This window comes from Dechloromonas sp. ZY10 (genome assembly GCF_041378895.1).
Taxonomy (GTDB): Bacteria; Pseudomonadota; Gammaproteobacteria; order Burkholderiales; family Rhodocyclaceae; genus Azonexus; species Azonexus aquae.
In genome coordinates this window covers 1,770,365-1,790,288 of record NZ_CP144212.1, presented here as the reverse complement: position 1 = coordinate 1,790,288, position 19,924 = coordinate 1,770,365, and the positions used below count along the sequence as shown (strand labels likewise).

Annotated in this window: 19 protein-coding genes; 8 read left to right on the top strand and 11 right to left on the bottom strand. The window is 63.4% G+C overall.

The genetic code is table 11. From position 1 onward, the window contains the following. Positions 1-58: 58 nt before the first annotated feature. Together VX159_RS08205 and VX159_RS08200 are read left to right on the top strand one after the other, a co-directional pair. The gene (locus VX159_RS08205; RefSeq protein WP_371322401.1) at positions 59-286 is read left to right on the top strand and encodes a hypothetical protein; all 228 of its coding nucleotides are present in this window, start codon (positions 59-61) and stop codon (positions 284-286) included. Beyond that, entirely contained in the window at positions 286-843 is a 558-nt protein-coding gene (locus VX159_RS08200) for an HPP family protein (RefSeq protein WP_371322400.1), read from the top strand. The genes VX159_RS08205 and VX159_RS08200 overlap by 1 nt, the downstream gene beginning before the upstream one ends. 150 nt (positions 844-993) lie before the next feature. Here the strand turns inward: VX159_RS08200 and VX159_RS08195 are convergent, their stop codons facing one another. The 3 genes from VX159_RS08195 to VX159_RS08185 form a co-directional block, all read right to left on the bottom strand. Beyond that, positions 994-1,659 carry a hypothetical protein gene (locus VX159_RS08195; protein ID WP_371322399.1) on the bottom strand — a complete coding sequence of 222 codons (666 nt, stop codon included), beginning with the start codon at positions 1,657-1,659 and terminating at the stop codon, positions 994-996. A gap of 57 nt (positions 1,660-1,716) precedes the next feature. Further along, positions 1,717-2,181, bottom strand: a complete 465-nt coding sequence (locus tag VX159_RS08190) for a hypothetical protein (RefSeq protein WP_371322398.1) — start codon at positions 2,179-2,181, stop codon at positions 1,717-1,719. 367 nt (positions 2,182-2,548) lie between these two features. Then, positions 2,549-3,541 (bottom strand): GlxA family transcriptional regulator, encoded by a 993-nt coding sequence (locus VX159_RS08185; RefSeq protein ID WP_371322397.1) that lies wholly within the window; start codon positions 3,539-3,541, stop codon positions 2,549-2,551. Between the two features lie 141 nt (positions 3,542-3,682). On the opposite strand from VX159_RS08185, the gene VX159_RS08180 reads away from it, so the two are divergent. Next, positions 3,683-5,104 (top strand): MFS transporter, encoded by a 1,422-nt coding sequence (locus VX159_RS08180; RefSeq protein ID WP_371322396.1) that lies wholly within the window; start codon positions 3,683-3,685, stop codon positions 5,102-5,104. Between the two features lie 209 nt (positions 5,105-5,313). Continuing rightward, positions 5,314-6,543, top strand: a complete 1,230-nt coding sequence (locus tag VX159_RS08175) for an MFS transporter (RefSeq protein WP_371325479.1) — start codon at positions 5,314-5,316, stop codon at positions 6,541-6,543. Between the two features lie 209 nt (positions 6,544-6,752). Here VX159_RS08175 and arsC read toward each other — a convergent pair whose 3' ends face one another. The 8 genes from arsC to VX159_RS08135 all read right to left on the bottom strand — a co-directional run bounded on the left by arsC (position 6,753) and on the right by VX159_RS08135 (position 15,558). After that, positions 6,753-7,100 (bottom strand): arsenate reductase (glutaredoxin), encoded by a 348-nt coding sequence (gene arsC, locus VX159_RS08170; RefSeq protein ID WP_371325478.1) that lies wholly within the window; start codon positions 7,098-7,100, stop codon positions 6,753-6,755. A 12-nt stretch (positions 7,101-7,112) separates the two neighbouring features. After that, entirely contained in the window at positions 7,113-7,976 is an 864-nt protein-coding gene (gene nadC / locus VX159_RS08165) for a carboxylating nicotinate-nucleotide diphosphorylase (protein WP_371325477.1), read from the bottom strand. 154 nt (positions 7,977-8,130) lie between these two features. Continuing rightward, complete coding sequence (locus tag VX159_RS08160) at positions 8,131-9,786, bottom strand: response regulator (protein ID WP_371325476.1); 1,656 nt, start codon at positions 9,784-9,786, stop codon at positions 8,131-8,133. A gap of 37 nt (positions 9,787-9,823) precedes the next feature. Further along, the gene (locus VX159_RS08155) at positions 9,824-11,473 is read right to left on the bottom strand and encodes a tetratricopeptide repeat protein (protein WP_371325475.1); all 1,650 of its coding nucleotides are present in this window, start codon (positions 11,471-11,473) and stop codon (positions 9,824-9,826) included. Next, positions 11,470-12,159 carry a sensor histidine kinase gene (locus tag VX159_RS08150; protein WP_371325474.1) on the bottom strand — a complete coding sequence of 230 codons (690 nt, stop codon included), beginning with the start codon at positions 12,157-12,159 and terminating at the stop codon, positions 11,470-11,472. Before VX159_RS08150 ends, VX159_RS08155 begins: the two co-directional genes overlap by 4 nt. Positions 12,160-12,215: 56 nt before the next feature. After that, positions 12,216-13,736 carry an NAD(P)H-hydrate dehydratase gene (locus VX159_RS08145; RefSeq protein ID WP_371325473.1) on the bottom strand — a complete coding sequence of 507 codons (1,521 nt, stop codon included), beginning with the start codon at positions 13,734-13,736 and terminating at the stop codon, positions 12,216-12,218. 37 nt (positions 13,737-13,773) lie between these two features. Continuing rightward, entirely contained in the window at positions 13,774-14,688 is a 915-nt protein-coding gene (locus VX159_RS08140) for a histone deacetylase (protein ID WP_371325472.1), read from the bottom strand. An 18-nt stretch (positions 14,689-14,706) separates the two neighbouring features. After that, the gene (locus VX159_RS08135) at positions 14,707-15,558 is read right to left on the bottom strand and encodes a tetratricopeptide repeat protein (protein WP_371325471.1); all 852 of its coding nucleotides are present in this window, start codon (positions 15,556-15,558) and stop codon (positions 14,707-14,709) included. Positions 15,559-15,720: 162 nt separating this feature from the next. Here VX159_RS08135 and VX159_RS08130 point away from each other — a divergent pair, with 162 nt between their 5' ends. The 4 genes from VX159_RS08130 to eno are packed head-to-tail and all read left to right on the top strand — an operon-like array spanning position 15,721 to position 19,819. Beyond that, positions 15,721-17,358 (top strand): CTP synthase, encoded by a 1,638-nt coding sequence (locus VX159_RS08130; protein WP_371325470.1) that lies wholly within the window; start codon positions 15,721-15,723, stop codon positions 17,356-17,358. Beyond that, positions 17,358-18,194 carry a 3-deoxy-8-phosphooctulonate synthase gene (gene kdsA / locus VX159_RS08125; protein ID WP_371325469.1) on the top strand — a complete coding sequence of 279 codons (837 nt, stop codon included), beginning with the start codon at positions 17,358-17,360 and terminating at the stop codon, positions 18,192-18,194. Before VX159_RS08130 ends, kdsA begins: the two co-directional genes overlap by 1 nt. After that, positions 18,191-18,493 carry a DUF1330 domain-containing protein gene (locus VX159_RS08120; RefSeq protein ID WP_371325468.1) on the top strand — a complete coding sequence of 101 codons (303 nt, stop codon included), beginning with the start codon at positions 18,191-18,193 and terminating at the stop codon, positions 18,491-18,493. The genes kdsA and VX159_RS08120 overlap by 4 nt, the downstream gene beginning before the upstream one ends. A gap of 42 nt (positions 18,494-18,535) precedes the next feature. Next, positions 18,536-19,819, top strand: coding sequence for a phosphopyruvate hydratase (eno, locus tag VX159_RS08115; protein ID WP_371325467.1), 1,284 nt, complete (start codon positions 18,536-18,538; stop codon positions 19,817-19,819). Positions 19,820-19,924 lie beyond the last annotated feature (105 nt).

Genomic DNA, 19,924 nt, shown 5'->3' with positions numbered 1-19,924 from the left:
GGCCGATGGCGACCGGCCACCGCCTTCTTTAGGCTGTGCGGTCCACGCAGGAGAACCGATGAACCCGCACTCCACCTCATCCGCTGCCGATGCCGTTGGCGCCGGCTGTGCCGAGCCGGCCGAACTGGAACTGACCGACGAGGACATCCTCGACGCGCTGACCCAGATTCCCGGCTATATCGACATTTCGACCGAGGATTTCCGCACCATCTACCACCTGGCCTGGCGCCATGCCGTGGCCCGGTTGCGCGCCGAACAGCGTGGCGAAGCCGACGAGGTAGCCTGATGCTGGAACGCCGCTGGTCGGACTACTGGAAAAAAATGCGCGGCACCACGCGCGGCAGCCCGCCACGGGTCAGCAACGAGGAGGTTTTCCTCTCCTGGCTCGGCGCCCTGGTCGGCGTCGGCCTGCTCGCCTGGCTGATCGACAGCTTTTTTGCCGAGGCCGACCGGGTGCTGCTGCTCGGCTCCTTCGGCGCTTCGGCGGTGCTCTTGTTCGGCGCCGTGCGCAGCCCGTTGGCGCAGCCGCGCAACCTGGTTGGCGGCCACATGCTGTCGGCCCTGGTCGGCGTGCTCTGCTGGCAACTGCTGGCGGCGCTACCGTGGCTGGCGGCAGCCCTGGCGGTCGCCACCGCCATCGCGCTGATGCACCTGACGCGTACCCTGCACCCGCCCGGCGGCGCCACCGCCCTGATCGCCGTCACCGGCTCGGCCGAAATCCACCGCCTCGGCTTCTGGTACGTCCTGCTCCCGGCCACCGTCGGCCCGCTGGTAATGCTGCTGGTCGCACTGCTGTTCAACAACCTGGCCCGCTCGCGGCGGTATCCGGAGATTTGGTTTTGAAGGGGGAAAAGGTCTTTGGTTACGGTCGACCGTGAAAAACGGGGGGTTTGTAGAACGGGTGGGGAATTTTTTGCGGCTGCCGATTAAGACTTCTAACACGGACCTTGCGCGGCTTTTCGCGCAAGGTCCGGCGGAGCGATAGGTTCGGCCTCATGGCAAGGCCTCCGCAACTACGTTATTGGAATAGGCCATGATTTTGGCGGCCAGCGTAAAAAGTTCCTTCGCGCTGACTTGGTTTCCTTCAGAGAGAGTGAATATCTCCTCCGCTTGGCTAAGATTTCCAAACCCGGGATCAGGATAGCGACCTGCCCAACGCACGAAATGAGAGAGTACTTGCAACGTTGCCTGATCTTTATCGGTCAAGCCAGGAACAAAGCTAGCCAACTTGCCGAGGTTATGGTGGCGATGCCTCTTCTCTTCTGCTTGGTAAGCAGTAATGCCATTCTTAATAATGAGCATGGCCTTGAGACAGATTTCGAGGCTGTAGCCAACAAGCATTAGCGCGACGGCGTGATATTGACAGTGGCAAGCTCCACGGATGCTTTCAGGCATTACCTCAAGATTGGGTGCCCCTTGTAGCAATACGCGAGCAGCTTCAGACATTGCGTGCGCATGAGACAGCCAAAGTACAGGGGACTTCAAATCCTCCTCGATTGGCCCAGCTTCTAAATCGACAAAGTAGCCGGCGAGGTTTTGTGCCATAGCCCACTTGTGCCATGCGAGTGCACCGTACCCAAACGGGTCACGCTCGAATCCATCTTTGCTTGGGCCGACAAATTCTTGAGGGGTCTTGTGTGACGTCACGATGAGGCTCAACGTGGAGGTCACCGGCGCTGCGCGGCTTTATCGCGCAGCGTCCGGTGGACCGCAGGGTTATGCCCCATGACTAAGCAAGAAGCGGCGGATCAACTCCGTTTCCTTAATTTCAACTTCAATCATTTCAGAGTAGACCTCTTGGAAGTTATGTACTGCCCGTTCGAGAATTTTGCGAGCTTCAGCGCGAGCATTAAACGCTACGTAGTCAACATCGGACGGATCCATGTGCTTCGTTGCGTTCTTCGCGTGGTTGATTGCCTTTGCCATGGTCTTCTTAGTTGGCGTATTACCTTTCCCGTTGAAGTACGCATCTCGAATAGCTGGCGAAATGCGTAAAGCACCATCTTTTAGCGCGGAGAACTCGGATTTCCCGCCGATCCTTTCGACCTGCATTCCCAGAAGCTCTTCGGCAGCACCTGCTAAGTGGAGTGCCGCAAAGTCTGAACCCTCCTCGTAGTACAGACGTAGAGCACATTCGAGAAGCTCACATGCGACATTTACTTTCTGGGTAACGGGCGTCAAGCTGCTCTCCTTGGTGTCCTTGGGGCATAACGTGAAATGAACATCAATTTTGCAGGGTTTGTCGCCTGCGTGAGATCTATATTGCTGCGGTTCATGCCTGTAATCCCCCTTGCCGTCTCGTTCTTCGTGGTGGCACTGTATCCATAAACAGTGCTAAATATCCGGTTAAACCCTGCAAGCACGCAAACGTGCCAATGGAATTATACGGTTGCTTTCGGTTCCCTTGAGCCGTAGCCACTTCTGGTCGATTTTTGCCTGCTCGCGTCTCTGCTGCGGACCACAATTTCCTTCCAGCGAGGGGGGTAGCTGGGTTACCCCCAAAACTTCACAATTTTCACGGTCAACCCGCGATTTGCCCGGTTTTTCCTCAAACAGGTGCCGGTTCGCCGGATGCCGCTTCGCTGACCAGGCTGCCGCGCAGGGCCGAGGGCGGCAGGCCGTGTTGGCGGCGGAAGGCGCGGCGCAGGGTTTCGGCGCTGCCGAAGCCGCAGCGGTCGGCGGCGACCTGGACCGGGGTGCCGGTTTCGAGCAGTGCCGCTGCGGCTTCCAGGCGCAGGCGTTCGACCGCGCGGGCCGGGGTGGTGCCGGTTTCGCTGGCGAAGGCGCGGGCGAAGTGGCGCGGGCTCATGCAGGCCTGCGCGGCCAGCGCCTCGACCGACCAGTCGGCGCGCGGCTGCTGGCGGATTGCGTCGAGCAGGTCGGCAAAACGGCCCTGCGCGTTGCTCATTTCCAGCAGCGCCGAATACTGCGACTGGCCGCCGGGCCGGCGGTAATAGACCACCAGTTGCCGCGCTACCTGGCGGGCGATCTGCTCGCCCAGGTCGTGGCCGATCAGCGCCAGCGCCAGGTCGATGCCGGCGCTGATCCCGGCCGACGACCAGACGCGGCCGTCGCGGAGGTAAATCCGGTCGGCCTCCAGCGTAATGCCGGGAAAGCGGCGGCGGAAATCCTGGCTGCGCCGCCAGTGGGTGGTGACCGTGCGGCCTTCCAGCAGGCCGGCGGCGGCCAGCAGAAATGTGCCGGAACAGACGCTGGCCAGCCGTTCGGCGCCGGCCGCGCGGGCACGCAGAAAAGCCAGCAGCGGCGCCGCTTCGCTGGCGGCATTGATGCCGTGGCCGCCGACGGTGAGCAGGGTTTCGCCCACCGGCTGCGGCGGCAATTCCGCCCAGGCGCGGGTCGCCAGCGTCAAGCCGGAGGAACTGGCGAGCGGCCCGCCAGCTTCGCTGACCAGTTCGATGCCGTAACTGCCGGGGCAGAGGTCGTTGGCCGCCTCGAAAGCCGCTACCGGCCCGGCCACGTCGAGCAATTGAAAGCGCGGGTATAGGACGAAGAGCAGCGGCAGGCGGGCAGGGGCGGTCATGGCGGGGCGGGCGGCGAGGGGAGAAATGGCTTGATCTGCCGATGTGGTAGCGATGTGGCAGAAAAGGTGGGATTAACGTCATTTGCGACATTGCGGCTTTTCGCGATCATCGTCAAGGTCCAATCTCCGCAGGAGCAAGCCATGTCGTTTCCCGTTGCCTCGTCCTCAGTAGCCTCGGCCCCGGCTACCTCAACCCAATTGCCAGTCAGCCAAACCGGCGGCCAGGAAATCAGCCAGACACTCGCCCCGGCGTCTGCCTGCCAATCTGCCCCTCAATCCGGCGTCCGGCGTGGTCCTCAGTCCGGCCCCACGCCCGATAACTCGCCCGGCGCAACAGCGGGCGCTGCCGCCACTTCCTCTGCCTTGCCGGCTTCACCCTGGCGCAACCTGGCCTTGCTCGCCGCCTCGCAAGCCGCGTTGATGACCTGCATCAGCCTGATGCTGGCGACCTCGGCGCTGATCGGCAAAAGCCTGGCGACCCCGGCGCTGGCCAGCCTGCCGCTGGCGGTGCAATACCTCGGCACGCTGTTCGCGCTCTACCCGGTGGCGCGCTTGTTGGTCCGGCGCAACCCGGCCACGGTATTTGCCGGCGGCGCGCTGTGCGGCGCCGTCGGCTTTGCGCTGGCCGCGCTCGGCATCGCCAGCGGCAGCTTTGCGCTGTTCGCGCTCGCCGGCCTCGCCATCGGCGCCTTTGGTGCGGTCGGCCAGTATTACCGCTTTGTTGCCGCCGACGCGGTGGCGCCGGAACTGCGTAGCACCGCGATCTCGCTGACCCTGAGCGGCGGCCTGATCGCCGCGCTGGCCGGGCCTGCGCTGGCCCGCTGGAGCCGCCACCTGCTGGCGCCGGAGTTTGCCGCCAGCCTCGGTCTGCTCGCCGGGCTGGCACTGCTCGCCGCTTTGCTCGCGCGTGGGCTGCGTCTGCCGGCCAAAGCGGCACAGGCCCAACCCTCGGCCGCCGGCACCGCCGCGCCGCAACCGCTGCGCGCCTTGCTTGCCCAACGCAGCGACCTGCGTCTGGCGGTGCTGGCGGCGGTAATCGGCTACGCGCTGATGAACCTGCTGATGACCGCCACCCCGTTGGCCATGCTGTGCAGCCGCCTCGACTTCGCTGCCAGTTCGACGGTGATCCAGTGGCACGTGGTCGCGATGTTCCTGCCGTCCTTCTTCACCGGCCAGCTGATCCGCCGCTGGGGCGCGCCGACGGTGATGCTTGCCGGCTGCGCCGCCACCGTCGCCAGCATCGGCGTCGCCCTCGGCGGCAGCACCCTGGCCGACTTTGAAGGCGCGCTGATCCTGCTCGGCATCGGCTGGAACTTCCTCTACATCGGCGCCACCGGCTACCTGGTCGAACGCTGCCCGGCCAGCCACCGTGCCAGCCTGCAGGCCACCAACGACATGCTGGTCTTCGCCAGCGTCGCCCTCGCCACCTTCGCCGCCGCCCCGCTGGTCGACCGCCACGGCTGGGCCTGGCTCAACACCGCCGCGCTGCCGGTGATCCTCTGGCTGGCGCTGCTGTTGCTGCGGCAGATAGGGCGGGAGCGGCGGATGGGGGTTGCGGGGTGAGAGGGTTGCGGGGTGAGAGGCGGGCGATTTTTGCCCGTTTTTACGGTCGACCGTGAAAATGGGTAAAAACCGCTTGCGACTTAGCCAAGGCTGCTACCCGCCCGCATCCCCGCGAACCAATCTCTTGCCCGCGCATCCAACCACCGCTTTCGCGTGCTTCGGCGCGCGATTCCCTTTATCCTGTCCGCCCCCCTTGTTGGTCGCATTCCATGTCCATCGAACTCCCGCAGCGCGCCGAGCGCTTTTTTTTGTTGACCCTGGCCGGTATCCAGTTCGGGCATGTGCTGGATTTCATGATCATGATGCCGCTGGGGCCGATCCTGATGGCGACCTTGGGCATCGGTACGCACGAATTCGGCTTGCTGGTCGCGTCCTACAGTTTCAGCGCGGCGGCTTCGGGCTTGCTGGCGGCGACCTTTGTCGACCGTTTCGAGCGCAAGCGGCTGCTGCTCGCCTGCCTGCTACTGTTTGCGCTGGCGACGCTGGCTTGCGGGCTGGCGCCGAATTATTCGGCGCTGCTGGTGGCGCGCGGGTTGGCCGGGGTGTTTGGCGGCATTCTCGGGGCGCTGATCCACACCATGATCGGCGACGCGATTCCGTTTGCGCGGCGGGCGCGGGCGAGCGGGGTGGTGTCGAGCGCCTTTTCGCTATCGACGATTGCCGGCGTGCCCTTGTCGCTGTGGCTGGCCAATCATTTCGGCTGGCGTTCGCCGTTTTTGCTGATCGCCGGGCTGAGCCTGCTGTTCATCGCCGCCGGCCTGCGCTGGTTGCCCGATTTGCGCGCCCACCTGGCCGGCGAGCGGCCGGCGCATCCGCTGGCGGCGAGCTTTGCCGTGCTCGGCGAGGCCAACCACCGCCGCGCCTTGCTGTTCTCGGCGCTGATCATTTTTTCCGGATTCACGGTGATTCCCTACATCACCGTTTTCGCGGTCAATAACGTCGGCATTGCGCAGGTCGATATTCCTTGGGTGTATCTGATCGGCGGCGCGGCGACCTTCGTCAGTGCCCGCCTGATCGGCCGCTGGGCCGACCGCGCCGGCAAGATCGAGGTGTACCGGCGGATTGCACTGCTTGCCAGCGTGCCGCTGCTGGTCCTGACGCACGCCGGGCAGTGGCCGCTGGCCGCCTGGCTGGTGGTGACCACGGCCTTCTTCGTGCTGATTTCGGGGCGGATGATTCCGGCGATGGCGGTGATCGCCTCGGCCGCCCAGCCGCGCCTGCGCGGCACCTTCATGTCGCTCAACGGCACCGTGCAGTCGCTGGCGATGGCGCTGGCGACGACCCTGGCCGGCTTCCTGATCAGCACCGGCAGCGACGGCCGCATCGTCGGCTATCCCGCCGTCGGCTACGTCGCGCTGACCGCCAACCTGCTGGCGATCTGGTTTGTCGGGCGGGTGGTGATGCACGGGGCAGGGGCGCCGGCCAAAAGCGGCGCTTGAGCCGAAAGGGCCGGCGCTGCGGCGGCGAGCTTGGATGCTGAAGTCAGCCGCTCGAATCTGCTAATCACCGCAGCTTTTGCGGCGATTGGCCAGGTTATTCACCGCAAGCAGCGCCTTTCGCCAGGACCAGACAATTTTGCCCATTGCCACGGTCGACCGTGAAAATGGGCAAAATTGGTTGCAATGCGGCACGGAAGGCCGCGATCGCCTCAGAGAATCGCCAGCACGTTTTCTGGCGGCCGGCCAAGCGCGGCGCGGGGGCCGTGCACGACAATCGGCCGCTCGATCAGGCGCGGATGCGCAACCATCGCGGCGATGATCTCGGCTTCGGAAAGTGCCGGGTTGACCAGGCCGAGCGTCTGGTACTCGTCTTCGCCCTGGCGCAGCAACTGACGGGCGCTGCTCAGGCCGAGGCGGGCAACCAGGTCGGCGAGGGTGGCGGCATCCGGCGGGGTGTCGAGGTAGAGCACGACCTGCGGCGCCAGGCCACGTTCTTCGAGCAGGGCCAGCGTCGCACGCGATTTGGAGCAGCGCGGGTTGTGGTAAATGGTAGTCATCGTCGTTCCCGCTCAGCCGACAAAGCGCATCGACAGGTCGAGCGCCTTCACGTCCTTGGTCAGCGCGCCGACCGAGATGCGGTCGACGCCGGTTTCGGCGACGGCGCGAATGGTTTCCAGCGTGACGTTGCCCGAGGATTCGAGGATCGCCCGGCCGGCGTTGCGGGCCACCGCCTGACGCAGCAGCTCGGGGCTGAAGTTGTCGAGCAGGATCATGGTCGCGCCGGCGGCCAGCGCCTGGTCGAGTTCGTCGAGGTTTTCGACTTCGACCTGGATGAACTTGCAGCGGTCGGCGGCGGCCGCTGCAACTTGCTGCGCGGCGGCCATCGCGGCGGCAATGCCGCCGGCGGCGTGGATATGGTTTTCCTTGATCAGGATCGCGTCCCACAGCGCCAGCCGGTGGTTGCCGCCACCGCCGGCGCGGACTGCGTATTTTTGCGCGATACGCAGGCCGGGCAGGGTTTTGCGGGTGTCGACCACCTGCGCGCGGGTGCCGGCAATCGCATCGGCGTAGATGCGCACCTTGCTGGCGACTGCCGACAGCAGTTGCAGGAAGTTGAGCGCGCTGCGCTCGGCGGTGAGGAGGGCGCGGCCGTTGCCTTCGATTTCGCAGAGCAGCTGGTCGGCAGCGATGCGCTCGCCGTCGGCGACCTGCCAGCGCACTTGCGCGCTCGGGTCGCAGGCGGCAACGCAGGCATCGAACCAGGCGCGGCCGCAGAGCACGCCGGCTTCGCGCGAGATCACCGTGGCGCGCACGCGGCGCTCGCCGGGCACCAGGCTGGCGGTGAGGTCGCCGGCGCCGACATCTTCGGTCAGCGCGGCGGCAACGTTACGGGCGATTTCTTCGGCAAGCGGGTAGTCGAATTCGATGCTCATGGCGAGGGCGGGCTGCGGATGAATGGAAAGGCTGCGGATTTTACCGGGAGTCGCGGACGATGGGGGGCTGAGCAGGGGTAAAAGAGGCCGCTCAAACTTGCGCCGGCGGTTCCGCCGGGAGCGCCGCAGCGGCGCCCCGGCCGGGGCGCCGGTTTTATTCGGCGGAGCTCAGGGCTTCAAGCCGGATCATCAGCTCGTTGTAGCGCGCCTCGCCGGGGGCGTGCAGGTTGGCGGTGCTCAAATGGCGACGGCTCTCGCGCAGGAGTTGCGGTTCGGGGCCGTTTTTTTCCATCTGCGAAAGCATGATGTGCACCGCATTGAACAGCAGACGGATATTGCGCGGCATCATCTCCAGCGCCTGCCGGACCTTTTTGATGGCGGTCGGAAAATCTCCGGAACGCAATAGCATCACGCTGCTGTTCATCATCTCGATGGCTTCGCGGCGGGAGTTTTCGACCAGCTCGTTGCCCTCTTCGGTCAAGCCCTGCTTGCGCAGGATCTGGCGCACCGCTTCGAGGGTAGCGTGGTCTTCCGGGTTGTTCATCACCTCGGTGCGCAGGAGCTGCAGGGCCTTTTCGCTTTCCCCCAGAATCAGCAGGGTTTCGGCAATGTCAAAGGCGGTTCTTTGGTCAAGCAGGCTGGATTCGGCGCGCTCCAGCAGTTGCTGCATTTCGCTGGCCGATTTTTTGACCTGCGTTTCCTGGCCGCTGTCGGCAAAAATCCGGCATTCGACGCTCTTGGCCTGCAGGTGGGTCTGTTCGTCGGTGAAGACCTTGCTCATCTGGTCGAGAATGTTCAGGGCTTCCTGCGGATTGCCCCGGCTATTGACCACCCGTGCCAGGCCGAGATAACTGTCCGGAGATTTGTGTACCGAGAATTCGGCGAGCTGGATCGCCTGGCGGAAAGCCTTTTCGGCCCGCTCCAGCTTGCCGCTGGCCAAGGCCATTTCACCCATCGTTCGTTGCCGGGTATGCGAGCGCGGCGACAGGGTCAGCGCCCGTTCGATGATGTGTTCGGCTTTTTCGTCGAGCGCCAGCTGGCGGTAGGTTTCGGCCAGGCAATCGTAGGCTTCGAGGTAGCTGCGGCTGCGGTTGACCAGCTGTTCGAGCAGTTCGCAAGCGGTATCGGGGTCGCCAGTTTGCAAGAAGGTGCGAGCCAGACCCAGTTGGGCCCAAGGGATTTCGCGGGCCGCCAGCAGCTTCTCGTAAAAGCTGCGGGCCTTTTCGGCCTGGCCGGTGCGGATCAGCAATTCACACTTGAGCCGCAGCAATTCGATGGCGTTGGCCTTGTCGATGGCTGCGCGTTCATCGCAGAGTTGGATCGCCCGCGAATATTCCTGGCCGAGAATGGCCTGGTCAATGTCCTTGAAGGCCTCCTTGCGCACCTTGATCTTGTTGATCCGCGTGACCAGGGCGGCTTCGGTCACCGGTTTGATCAGGTAGGCGTCGGGCATGGCTTCGGCGGCCCCCATCACCGATTCGACGGTTTTGTCGGCGGTAACCATCAGCCAGCAACAGCTGGGGCCGACCAGGTGCCGATGGCGGGCTTCTTCGAGCACTTGCATGCCGTTCTGGCCGGTGCCCAGGTTGTAGTCGCAGAGGACTATGTCGTAGCGCTTGCTACCCAGCTGGTGCAGGGCTTCGCGGCCATCGCCGGCAAAGTCGATGGCCTTGGGATTGGCGCCGCAATTGCGCAGGATGCCGCTGAGCATGGTGCGCATGCCCGAGAAGTCGTCAATGATCAGGAAGCTGCTGCTGGCGATGAAACGGTTTTCATCTTCCTGAGAGAGCAGCGAGGTGATTTGCAGCATGTTGCGTATCGGTCCGGCGGTGGCAAAAAAGGCGAGATCAGCGTCCTTGCAGCGCGTCCAGGCGCTGCATCAGCTCAACAAAACGGGGTTCGCTGGGGGCCAGCTGGTTGGCCAGCTGCAGGTTGCGCTTGGCTTCGCGCAGCAGAGCCGCCTGGGTTCCGTCGCGCTCCATGTAGCTGAGCATGATGTGCGCCGAGTTGAGCAGCAGACGAACATTGCGCGGCATCCGTTCGAGTGCGGCGCGCATCCGTTCCAGCGCGTCCGGGAAGTTGCCCGCACGAGCCAGCAGGATGCCGGCGTTCATCAGTTCGCCGGCCTCCTTGCGCGAGGTCTCGATCAGATTGCTGCCTTCGTCGGCTAGTCCGGCCTTGCGGAAAATCGCCTGGACGGCATCGGCGGTTTGCGTGTCCTCGGGGTTGTTCATCACCTCGGTCCGCAGCAGGGCCACGCCTTTGTCGCGATCACCGGCCACCAGCAGCAGTTCGGCCATTTCGCGGGTGGCTTGCGGATCGGGGCGGACCGAACTGCGGTCGAGCATGCTGGATAGTTCCTTGGCGGCTTCTGCAGCCTGCCGGGTCAGGCCGTTCTGGTGATAGACATAGCCTTCGACCGACTTGCTGCGCAGGCGAACCTCGTCGTTGTCGAACAGCTTGCCCATCTGGCTTAGCACATTCAGTGCTTCCTGCGGGTCGGCCTTGGCACCGACCGTACGGGCCAGGCCGAGGTAGGCATCCGGGGTCTTGCGCACCGAGTGTTCGGCCAGTTTGAGCGTCTTGCGGAAGGCTTTTTCGGCGCGGTCAAGCTTGCCGGTCTTGAGCGCCAATTCGCCGATGATGCGCTGCCGGTGATGTGAATTGGGCGACAGGGCAGCAGCGCGGTCAAGGATGCTTTCGGCCTTTTCGTTTTCACCGAGTGCCTGGTAACTTTCGGCCAGGCTGTCGTAAGCGTCGAGATAGCTGCGGTTTTGCTCAATCAACTGCTCGAGCAGCTGGCTGGCGGCATCGTGACGCCCGGCCTGCTGGTGGACCTTGGCCAAACCGAGTTGCGCCCATGGCACGTCTCGGGTGGCGAGAATTTTCTCGTAGGTCTGGCGGGCCTTGTCCGATTGGCCAGACTGTACCTGCAGGTCACACTTGATGCGCAGCAATTCGATGGCATTGGCCTTGTCGACTGCGGCTCGCTCCTCGCAGAGGCGGATCGCCTTGAGGAAGTCGCGCGCAGAGATTGCCCGGTCGATATCGACAAAGGCTTCCTTCTTGACTTTGATCTTGGCAATCCGCGCGGTCAGCACGGCCTCGGTCACCGGTTTGATCAGGTAGGCATCCGGCTGGACCTCGGCCGTACCCATCACCGTGTCGACGGTTTTTTCGGCGGTAACCATGACCCAGCAACAACTTGGACCGATCAGGCTCTTGTGTTTGGCCTCCTCCAGAACCTGCATGCCGTTCTGGCCGGCACCGAGGTTGAAATCGCAGAGGACGATGTCGTAGCGCCGTTTTGCCAGTTGCTGGATTGCCTCGGGACCATTCGACGCGGTATCGATGGATTTGGGGTTGGCGCCGCAATTGCGCAGCACGCTACTCAACATGCCGCGCATGCCGAGAAAGTCATCAATCACCAAAAAGGTGCTTTTGGCAATCAACTGGGTGTCGACGTCTGCTCCGCCGAAAGTGGTCGCGCTAATCATGGCAACCTCAGGATGAAGCAACCACCCCCGAGCTTGCCGCCGTTTTCCAGGCGGATACTGCCGCGTTCCTTGCGGTTGCCATGCATCTGTGCAACCACCGCTGCGAAATAGAGACCCAGGCCGGTGCTGCCGGTGCTGAAATTGACCCCGCGCATCGCCGCAATGCCATCATCCACCATATGTTGCGGGAAGCCGCGTCCATTGTCTTCGATGCGGATTTCCAGAGCGTCATCAACGCAGGCAATCCGCAGGTGCAAGGCATCGCGGGTGTATTGCACGGCATTGTTCATTGCGTGCACGACAATGCCGTTGACCAGATCGCTATCAAACTCCCAATAACAATCGTTCTCCAGTTCGACCTCCAGGCTGATCTGGCGCGAGGTCAGCAAGGGCGTGACATGCGACACCGCCGAGCGGGCGAATTCGGCAATTTCCTGGGTCTCCGGATTGAACGGGTAAAGGTCGTTGCCGAACTTGTAGAGCGTCAGCAACTGGATCAGATTGCCGTTGATGCGCTGGGTTTCGTAGAGCATCTGCGACATTTCGCGATATTCACCGCTTTCGTCGGGCGAGGCCTTGGCCAACAGGCGACGGATGGTGTCCTGCAGCACGCTGATGGAATTTTTCATGTCGTGCACGGAGGAGGCGAGGAATAGCGAGGCGTCGGGCTTGGGCAGATGGCTCATGGTGATTCTGTCATTCTTGGTTAGGTCGGGATTTTAGGCGGAATCTGACAGAAATGCTAAACCTTCCCGGTTCGCCAAGGCGCTTGCAGCCAGCAATTCAGCAAACGGCGAGCCGCCGGGATTAACTCGCCGGCAGTCAGCCCGACCGGGCCGCAGCCTTCGCCCACCAACCAGTCGGCAGCGGCGCCGTGCAAATGTACGCCGGCAAGCAGAGCTTCGTGGACGCGCCAGCCTTGCGCCAGCAGGGCGAGGATCAGGCCGCTGAGTACGTCGCCCGAGCCAGCCGTAGCCAGCCCGGGGTTGCCGGTGGAATTGATCCACCAGCGACCATCGACCGTGGCCACGACGCTGCCGCAGCCCTTGAGCACCACCTGACAGCCGTAGCGACGGACCAGTTCGTTGGCGGCGGCGATCCGGTTCTCCTGAATTTCGCGGGTGCTGCATTCGAGCAGACGTGCGGCTTCGGCCGGGTGTGGGGTAAGGATGGCCGGGGCGACGCGGTTGCAGAGATGGCCGGCCAGCCGGCTGTCGCTGGCCAGCAGGTTGAGCGCGTCGGCATCGAGCACCAGCGGCAGCGGACATTTCAGTGCTTGCTCCAGCATCCGTGCCGCATCGCCCGAGGTGCCGAGGCCGGGGCCGCAGGCAAGGGCCTGCAGGTCCGCCTGCAGTAGGTGTTCGGGGCGGCGCAGCATCAGTTCGGGCTGCTGCAGGTCGACGCTGGGGGCTTCCGGGTCGAGCAGTCCGACATAGACGCGGCCGGCCCCCAAGTGCAGGGCGGCGCGGGCGGTGAGCAGGGCGGCGCCGACCATGGCCTTGCCGCCGCCGAGTACGCCGGCGCTGCCGAAGCTGCCTTTGTGGGTATTGGCACGGCGCGGCTGCAAGCGTTGGGCGAAGTCGGACAGGTCGATCAAATGGCCGTCGGCAGGCAACTCCGGCAGTCCAGGCAGATCAAGGTCGGCGATGCGGATTTCACCGCAGCAGTCCGGCCCGTTAGCGGTCCATAGGCCGGGTTTGCCGGCAATGAAGCTGAGCGTATGACTGGCGCGGATGACGTGGCCGGGCGTGCCGCCGGTATCGGCCAGCAAGCCGCTGGGGCAGTCGAGCGCCAGCAGTGGGCAGCCGTCGGTTTGTGCCAGCCGGTTGGCGGCGACGATCAGTTCGCTTATCCGGCCTTCCGGTGCCCGGGTCAGGCCAATGCCGAGCAAGCCGTCGACAATCAGTGCCCAGCGATGTCCGGAGGCTTGCGCGGGGAAGTGGCCGTGCAGCGTGCCGCCTGCGGCGGCAAAGCGGGCATGCGCAGCGGCGGCATCGGCCGGCAGGCGGGCGGCATCGCCGGCAAAAACCACGCAACAGTCGATCCCTTGTTCGCTCAACAGCCGGGCGGCAACCAGCGCGTCGCCGCCGTTGTTACCGGGGCCAGCCAGCAGCAACACCGGGCCGGGGCAGTTGCCCAACAATTCGCGGCAGAGCCCGGCGGCGGCGGCGCCGGCACGCTCCATCAGCGGCTGATCGGCAAAACGCGCCTCGATCTGGCGCAGGCTGGCGGCAAAGTGGAGCGGCGATGAGTGGGCGGGCATGATCCGGGGGCTAGGTGAATGGTTGCGTGCGAACGGTTCAGGAGTGCCGCCCCGGTTGGCAGATGGCTTGTGCGAGGCGCAGTGTGGTGCAGTGAATTGCTACCGTGTCGGCGATATTGCGGGCGTAGCCGCCGGCCATCGCCAAGGCAATCGGCGTTGCCGTGGCGCGAGCTAGTTGCAGCACGCGGCGGTCGCGTTCGGCCAGGCCGGCGTGACTTAACTGCAGGCGGCCGAAACGGTCGTCGTGGAACGGATCGGCGCCGGCCAGGTAGATCACCAGTTGCGGTCGGGCCAGGTCCCAGGCCAGAGTCAATGCATGGTCGAGTCGTTCCAGGTAAGTCGCATCGTCGCAGGCATCGGGCAGTTCGACGTCGAGGTCACTCTTTTCCTTGGCGAATGGGTAGTTGCGGGCACCGTGTAGCGACAGCGTGAATACCCGTTCGTCGTTGGCCAGGATGCTGGCGGTGCCATTGCCCTGGTGGACGTCGCAATCGACGATCAGCATCCGTTCGACCCGGCTTTCGGCCAGCATCAGCCGGGCGGCGACGGCGGCATCGTTGAAAACGCAGAAGCCTTCGCCCCGGTCACTGAAAGCATGGTGGGTGCCGCCGGCGAGGTTTCCGGCCACCCCTTCGGCCAGTGCGGCGCGGCAGGCGCCGATGGTGGCGCCGGCGGAACGGCGCGAGCGTTCGACCGTCGCAGGCGACCAGGGAAAGCCGATGGCTTTTTGTTCCTTTTCGCTGAGTTGACCGTGGCTGACGCGCTCAATGTAGCCACGGTCGTGAGCCAGGGCGAGTTCTTCGTCGCTGGCGGCCTGCGGCAATCTGAAATCGGCCTCGGAAAAATCGCCGCAGGTCAGCAGCGCCTGCCGCAACCGGGCGTATTTTTCCATCGGGAAACGATGCCCGGCCGGCAGCGGCAGCACGAAGGTGTCGGTATAGAACAACTGCACGGGCGTGGCCCGGCTGGTCTAGTTGAGCGTTGCCGACAGCTTGCGCCGGAATTCGCGGACCAGATCGTCGTGTTGCTCGCCGGAAAGCGCTTCGAACAGATTGAGCATGGCTTTGCGGCCTGCACCCTGGTCAAAGAAACGGTCGCGGATCACGACTTCGAGCGCAGCTTCCAGCGCTTCGCGGAAACGGCTCTGGGCAGCGTAGGCGGCGGACAGTTCGAGACGGGTGGCATGGTCGTCGGCGTTGGCTGCCAGTCTGGCTTCCAGCGGTGCGACGTCGGCAGCGCCGGCGGCCAGCGCAAGGCGGGCGCGCAGCGTGTTGGCGCGGTCGGCTTCGGCGGTGTATTCGCCGGCGAGCAGTTGCTGCGCTTCGTCGTTGCGGCCAAGCTGGATCAGTACGTCGATGGCGTCGAGGCGGGTGGCTTCGTCTTCCGGTTGTTGGCGGGTGGCTTCGATCAGCACCGTCAGGGCACCGTCAAGATTGCCTGCGGCCACCAGTTCGGCAGCCTGTTCGCGCAGGCTGGCTTCAGCACCGGGGAGGGCGATGCGCTCGAGGAAGGCGCGGACTTCGCTTTCCGGCAGCGCGCCGTTGAATTCGTCGACCAGTTGCCCCTGGAACAGCACCTTGACCGAGGGAATGCTGCGCACGCCGAAGTACTGGGCGATTTCCGGGTTTTCGTCGGAATTGATCTTGGCCAGCAGGAAGCGGCCTTTGAATTCCTCGGCCAGCTTTTCGAGCATCGGCTTCAGCGTCTGGCACGGGGCGCACCAGGGCGCCCAGAAATCGACGACGACCGGCACCTGCATGCAGGCTTCGCCGACCTTTTCCTGGAAATTTTCTTTGGTGACGTCAAAGGCAAATTCAGACATGGGAATCCTTGTGGCTACGATGATTGAAGGCGTTGATGGCGGCGATTGTAACCCCGTCGGCCAGACCTGGCGCAGGCTCGGCAGTGCTCGGGTTGGCGGTAACGGGATTGGAGCATTGTCACTTTTCGGGTATCATTCAAATTTCCCGCTGCCTGTGTATTCATGACCAAATACGTTTTCGTTACGGGCGGTGTCGTGTCCTCCCTGGGCAAAGGCATCGCTGCAGCGTCGCTGGGGGCCATTCTGGAGTCCCGCGGCATCAAGGTAACCCACCTCAAGCTCGACCCTTACATCAACGTCGACCCGGGCACGATGAGCCCGTTCCAGCACGGCGAAGTGTTCGTCACCGACGATGGTGCCGAAACCGACCTCGATCTGGGCCACTACGAGCGCTTTACCAGCGCCAAGATGTCCAAGCGCAACAACTTCACCACCGGCCAGGTGTACGACTCGGTGCTGAAGAAGGAGCGTCGCGGCGAATATCTGGGCAAGACCGTGCAGGTCATCCCGCACATTACCGACGAGATCAAGACCAAGCTCATGGCCGGTGCCGAAGGCGCCGATGTGGCCATCGTCGAGGTCGGCGGTACGGTCGGTGACATCGAGTCGCTGCCTTTCCTGGAAGCCATCCGCCAGATGGGGATCGAAGAAGGGCGCAACAACACCTGCTTCATCCACCTGACACTGCTGCCCTACATCCCGACCGCCGGCGAACTGAAGACCAAGCCGACCCAGCACTCGGTCAAGGAACTGCGCGAAATCGGCATCCAGCCGGATATCCTGCTGTGCCGTGCCGACCGCTCGATTCCGGTCGAGGAACGCCGCAAGATCGCGTTGTTCTGCAACGTGATGCCGGAAGCGGTGATCGAGTGTCTCGACGCCGATTCGATCTACAAAATCCCCGGCATGCTGCACGAGCAGATGCTCGATGAGATCGTCTGCCACAAGCTCGGCATCCTGGCCAAGGCCGCCGATCTGACGGTCTGGGAAAAGCTGATCGAATCGATGGAAAACCCGCTCAACGAAGTGCGCATCGCCTTCGTGGGCAAGTACGTCGACCTGACCGAGTCCTACAAGTCGCTGATCGAAGCGATCAAGCACGCCGGCATCCATACCCGCTGCAAGGTCGAAATCGAGTACATCGACTCCGAGAACATCGAGAAGGACGGCACCGGTGTGCTAGAGCGCATGGACGCCATCCTGGTCCCAGGCGGTTTCGGCCGTCGCGGCACCGAAGGCAAGATCGAAGCGATCCGCTTTGCCCGCGAGAAGAAGTTGCCTTACCTGGGCATCTGTCTCGGCATGCAGATGGCGGTGGTCGAGTTCGCCCGCAACGTTGCCGGTCTCAAGGACGCCCACTCAACCGAGTTCGTGCAGGATACGCCGTACCCGGTGATCGGCCTGATCACCGAATGGCACGACGCCTCCGGCAAGGTCGAGAAGCGCGACGAGGACTCCGATCTGGGTGGCACCATGCGCCTCGGCGCCCAGGTCTGCCAGCTCAAGGAAGGCAGCAAGGCCCGCGAGATTTACGGCGCAGCCGAGATCACCGAGCGCCATCGTCATCGCTACGAAGTGAACAACACCCTGCTGAGCCAACTCGAAGCCAGCGGCCTGGTGGTTTCCGGGCGCGCCCCGGGCACCGACCTGTGTGAAATGGTCGAGCTGCCGGCCGAGGTCCACCCCTGGTTCGTGGCTTGCCAGTTCCATCCGGAATTCACCTCCAATCCGCGTCAGGGCCATCCGCTGTTTTCGTCCTATGTGAAAGCGGCTCTGGGTCACAAGCTGGGTACCCTGTAATGAAACTTTGTGGTTTCGAGGCTGGTCTTGACCAGCCTTTTTTCCTGATTGCCGGCCCTTGCACGGCCGAATCCGAGGCCTTGTGCGTTGACGTGGCGGCACAGATGAAGGAAATCTGCGGTCGACTCGGCGTTTCGTACATTTTCAAGGCCTCCTACGACAAGGCCAACCGCAGTTCCGGCAGATCGGTGCGCGGCCCCGGCATCAATGGTGGCCTGAAGATTCTCGAAGCAGTGCGCGCGCAAGTCGGCGTGCCGGTACTGACCGACGTGCACGATGCAGCGGACGTGCCCCAGGTAGCCAGCGTTGTCGATGTGCTGCAGACGCCGGCCTTTCTCTGTCGCCAGACCGATTTCATCCACGCCGTGGCGTCTTGCGGCAAGCCGGTGAATATCAAGAAGGGGCAGTTCCTCGCGCCGGGCGACATGAAGAACGTGGTCGACAAGGCACGTGAGGTGAATGGCGGCGCCGACAACATCATGGTCTGCGAGCGAGGCGCTTCCTTTGGCTACAATAATCTGGTTTCCGACATGCGCTCACTGGCGATCATGCGCGAAACTGGCTGCCCGGTAGTCTTCGATGCCACGCACTCGGTGCAGTTGCCGGGCGGGCAAGGGACTTCCTCCGGCGGGCAGCGCGAGTTCGTGCCGGTGCTGGCGCGGGCGGCGGTGGCGGTCGGGATTTCCGGTCTGTTCATGGAAACCCATCCGTGCCCGGAAAAGGCCTTTTCCGACGGACCCAACTCGTGGCCGCTGGCGCGCATGGAAAGCCTGCTGGGCACTCTGGTAGCGCTTGATCGCGCCGCCAAGGCGGCCGGTTTCGAGGAACTTCGGTGAGCGCCAAAGGCTACGTCATTGCCGAGGTAAAAACCGCCAATCCCGAGGCGATGGCGCGCTACCGCGAGCTATCGACCGCAGCAGTGCAGCAGTATGGTGGCCGGTTCATCGTCCGTGGCGGCGCTTCTGAAATCCTCGAGGGCAAATGGACACCGCCGCAGCGGATGGTAATCGTCGAGTTCGACTCGGTCGAACAAGCCAGACGTTTTTATGATTCACCCGAGTACGGTTTGGCGCGCGAGGCGCGCAAAGAGATTGCCGAAATGAACATGCTGGTCATTTCCGGTGTTGAGTTTTAACTTTAAGTAGTTTTTTCAACCTTTTGATTTCAAGGAAGAAATATGAGTTCCATCGTTGATGTGATTGCGCGTGAGATTCTCGACTCCCGCGGCAACCCGACTGTTGAAGCCGACGTGCTGCTCGAATCCGGCGTGATGGGCCGTGCAGCGGTTCCGTCTGGCGCTTCGACCGGTTCCCGCGAAGCTATCGAACTGCGCGACGGCGATGCCTCCCGTTACCTGGGCAAGGGCGTGATGCAGGCGGTTGAGAACATCAACACCGAAATCGCCGAAGCGATCATTGGCCTTGATGCGCAAGAACAAGCCTTCATTGACCAGACCATGATCGAGCTCGACGGTACCGACAACAAGTCCCGTCTCGGCGCCAACGCCATCCTCGCCGTGTCGATGGCTGTCGCCAAGGCCGCCGCCGAAGAGTCCGGCCTGCCGCTCTACCGCTACTTTGGCGGCATGGCCCCGATGCAGATGCCGGTGCCGATGATGAACATCATCAACGGCGGCGAGCACGCCAACAACAGCCTGGACATCCAGGAGTTCATGGTCATGCCGGTGTCGGCCAACACCTTCCGCGAAGCCGTCCGCTGCGGCGCCGAAATCTTCCACGCGCTGAAGAAGCTGCTCGACAAGAAGGGCCACTCGACTGCCGTTGGTGACGAAGGTGGCTTTGCCCCGAACCTGGGCAGCCATGCCGAAGCCCTGCAGCTGATCATGCAAGCGATCGAAAATGCCGGCTACGTGCCGGGCCAGGACGTTCTGCTCGCCCTCGACTGCGCCGCTTCCGAGTTCTACAAGGACGGCAAGTACAAGCTGGCCGGCGAAGGCCTGGAACTGACCTCCGCCCAGTTCACCGACTATCTGGCCAACCTGGCCGAGCAGTTCCCGATCGTTTCCATCGAAGATGGCATGGCCGAAGGCGATTGGGACGGCTGGAAGCTGCTGACCGAGCGCCTGGGTTCCAAGGTCCAGATCGTTGGCGACGACCTTTTCGTGACCAACACCAAGATCCTCAAGGAAGGCATCCAGAAGGGCATCGCCAACTCGATCCTGATCAAGATCAACCAGATCGGCACCCTGTCCGAAACCTTCGCTGCCATCGAAATGGCCAAGCGTGCCGGCTACACCGCCGTGATCTCGCATCGCTCCGGTGAAACCGAAGACAGCACCATCGCCGACATCGCCGTCGGCCTCAATGCCGGCCAGATCAAGACTGGTTCGCTGTCGCGTTCCGACCGTATCGCCAAGTACAACCAGCTGATCCGGATCGAGGAAGATCTGGGCGATACCGCCTCCTACCCGGGTCGCGAGACCTTCTACAACCTGCGCTAAGCGCCGGGAGGATGAGAGGAAGCGCCGGGTGAGATCGATGATCACCTTTGCTCAACCGGAAGCGGCGAGGCAACTCGCCGCCTTCCTCTCGTTTTTTGTGGTCTG

What these genes read in the sequence shown, in the direction of transcription:
- VX159_RS08130 (WP_371325470.1), top strand. Translation starts at nt 15,721, where the DNA reads ATGACCAAATACGTTTTCGTTACGGGCGGTGTCGTGTCCTCCCTGGGC.
- nadC (WP_371325477.1), bottom strand. Translation starts at nt 7,976, where the DNA reads ATGAGCATCGAATTCGACTACCCGCTTGCCGAAGAAATCGCCCGTAAC.
- eno (WP_371325467.1), top strand. Translation starts at nt 18,536, where the DNA reads ATGAGTTCCATCGTTGATGTGATTGCGCGTGAGATTCTCGACTCCCGC.
- VX159_RS08205 (WP_371322401.1), top strand. Translation starts at nt 59, where the DNA reads ATGAACCCGCACTCCACCTCATCCGCTGCCGATGCCGTTGGCGCCGGC.
- VX159_RS08160 (WP_371325476.1), bottom strand. Translation starts at nt 9,786, where the DNA reads ATGCTGCAAATCACCTCGCTGCTCTCTCAGGAAGATGAAAACCGTTTC.
- kdsA (WP_371325469.1), top strand. Translation starts at nt 17,358, where the DNA reads ATGAAACTTTGTGGTTTCGAGGCTGGTCTTGACCAGCCTTTTTTCCTG.
- VX159_RS08175 (WP_371325479.1), top strand. Translation starts at nt 5,314, where the DNA reads ATGTCCATCGAACTCCCGCAGCGCGCCGAGCGCTTTTTTTTGTTGACC.
- VX159_RS08185 (WP_371322397.1), bottom strand. Translation starts at nt 3,541, where the DNA reads ATGACCGCCCCTGCCCGCCTGCCGCTGCTCTTCGTCCTATACCCGCGC.
- VX159_RS08135 (WP_371325471.1), bottom strand. Translation starts at nt 15,558, where the DNA reads ATGTCTGAATTTGCCTTTGACGTCACCAAAGAAAATTTCCAGGAAAAG.
- VX159_RS08145 (WP_371325473.1), bottom strand. Translation starts at nt 13,736, where the DNA reads ATGCCCGCCCACTCATCGCCGCTCCACTTTGCCGCCAGCCTGCGCCAG.
- arsC (WP_371325478.1), bottom strand. Translation starts at nt 7,100, where the DNA reads ATGACTACCATTTACCACAACCCGCGCTGCTCCAAATCGCGTGCGACG.
- VX159_RS08150 (WP_371325474.1), bottom strand. Translation starts at nt 12,159, where the DNA reads ATGAGCCATCTGCCCAAGCCCGACGCCTCGCTATTCCTCGCCTCCTCC.
- VX159_RS08180 (WP_371322396.1), top strand. Translation starts at nt 3,683, where the DNA reads ATGTCGTTTCCCGTTGCCTCGTCCTCAGTAGCCTCGGCCCCGGCTACC.
- VX159_RS08200 (WP_371322400.1), top strand. Translation starts at nt 286, where the DNA reads ATGCTGGAACGCCGCTGGTCGGACTACTGGAAAAAAATGCGCGGCACC.
- VX159_RS08155 (WP_371325475.1), bottom strand. Translation starts at nt 11,473, where the DNA reads ATGATTAGCGCGACCACTTTCGGCGGAGCAGACGTCGACACCCAGTTG.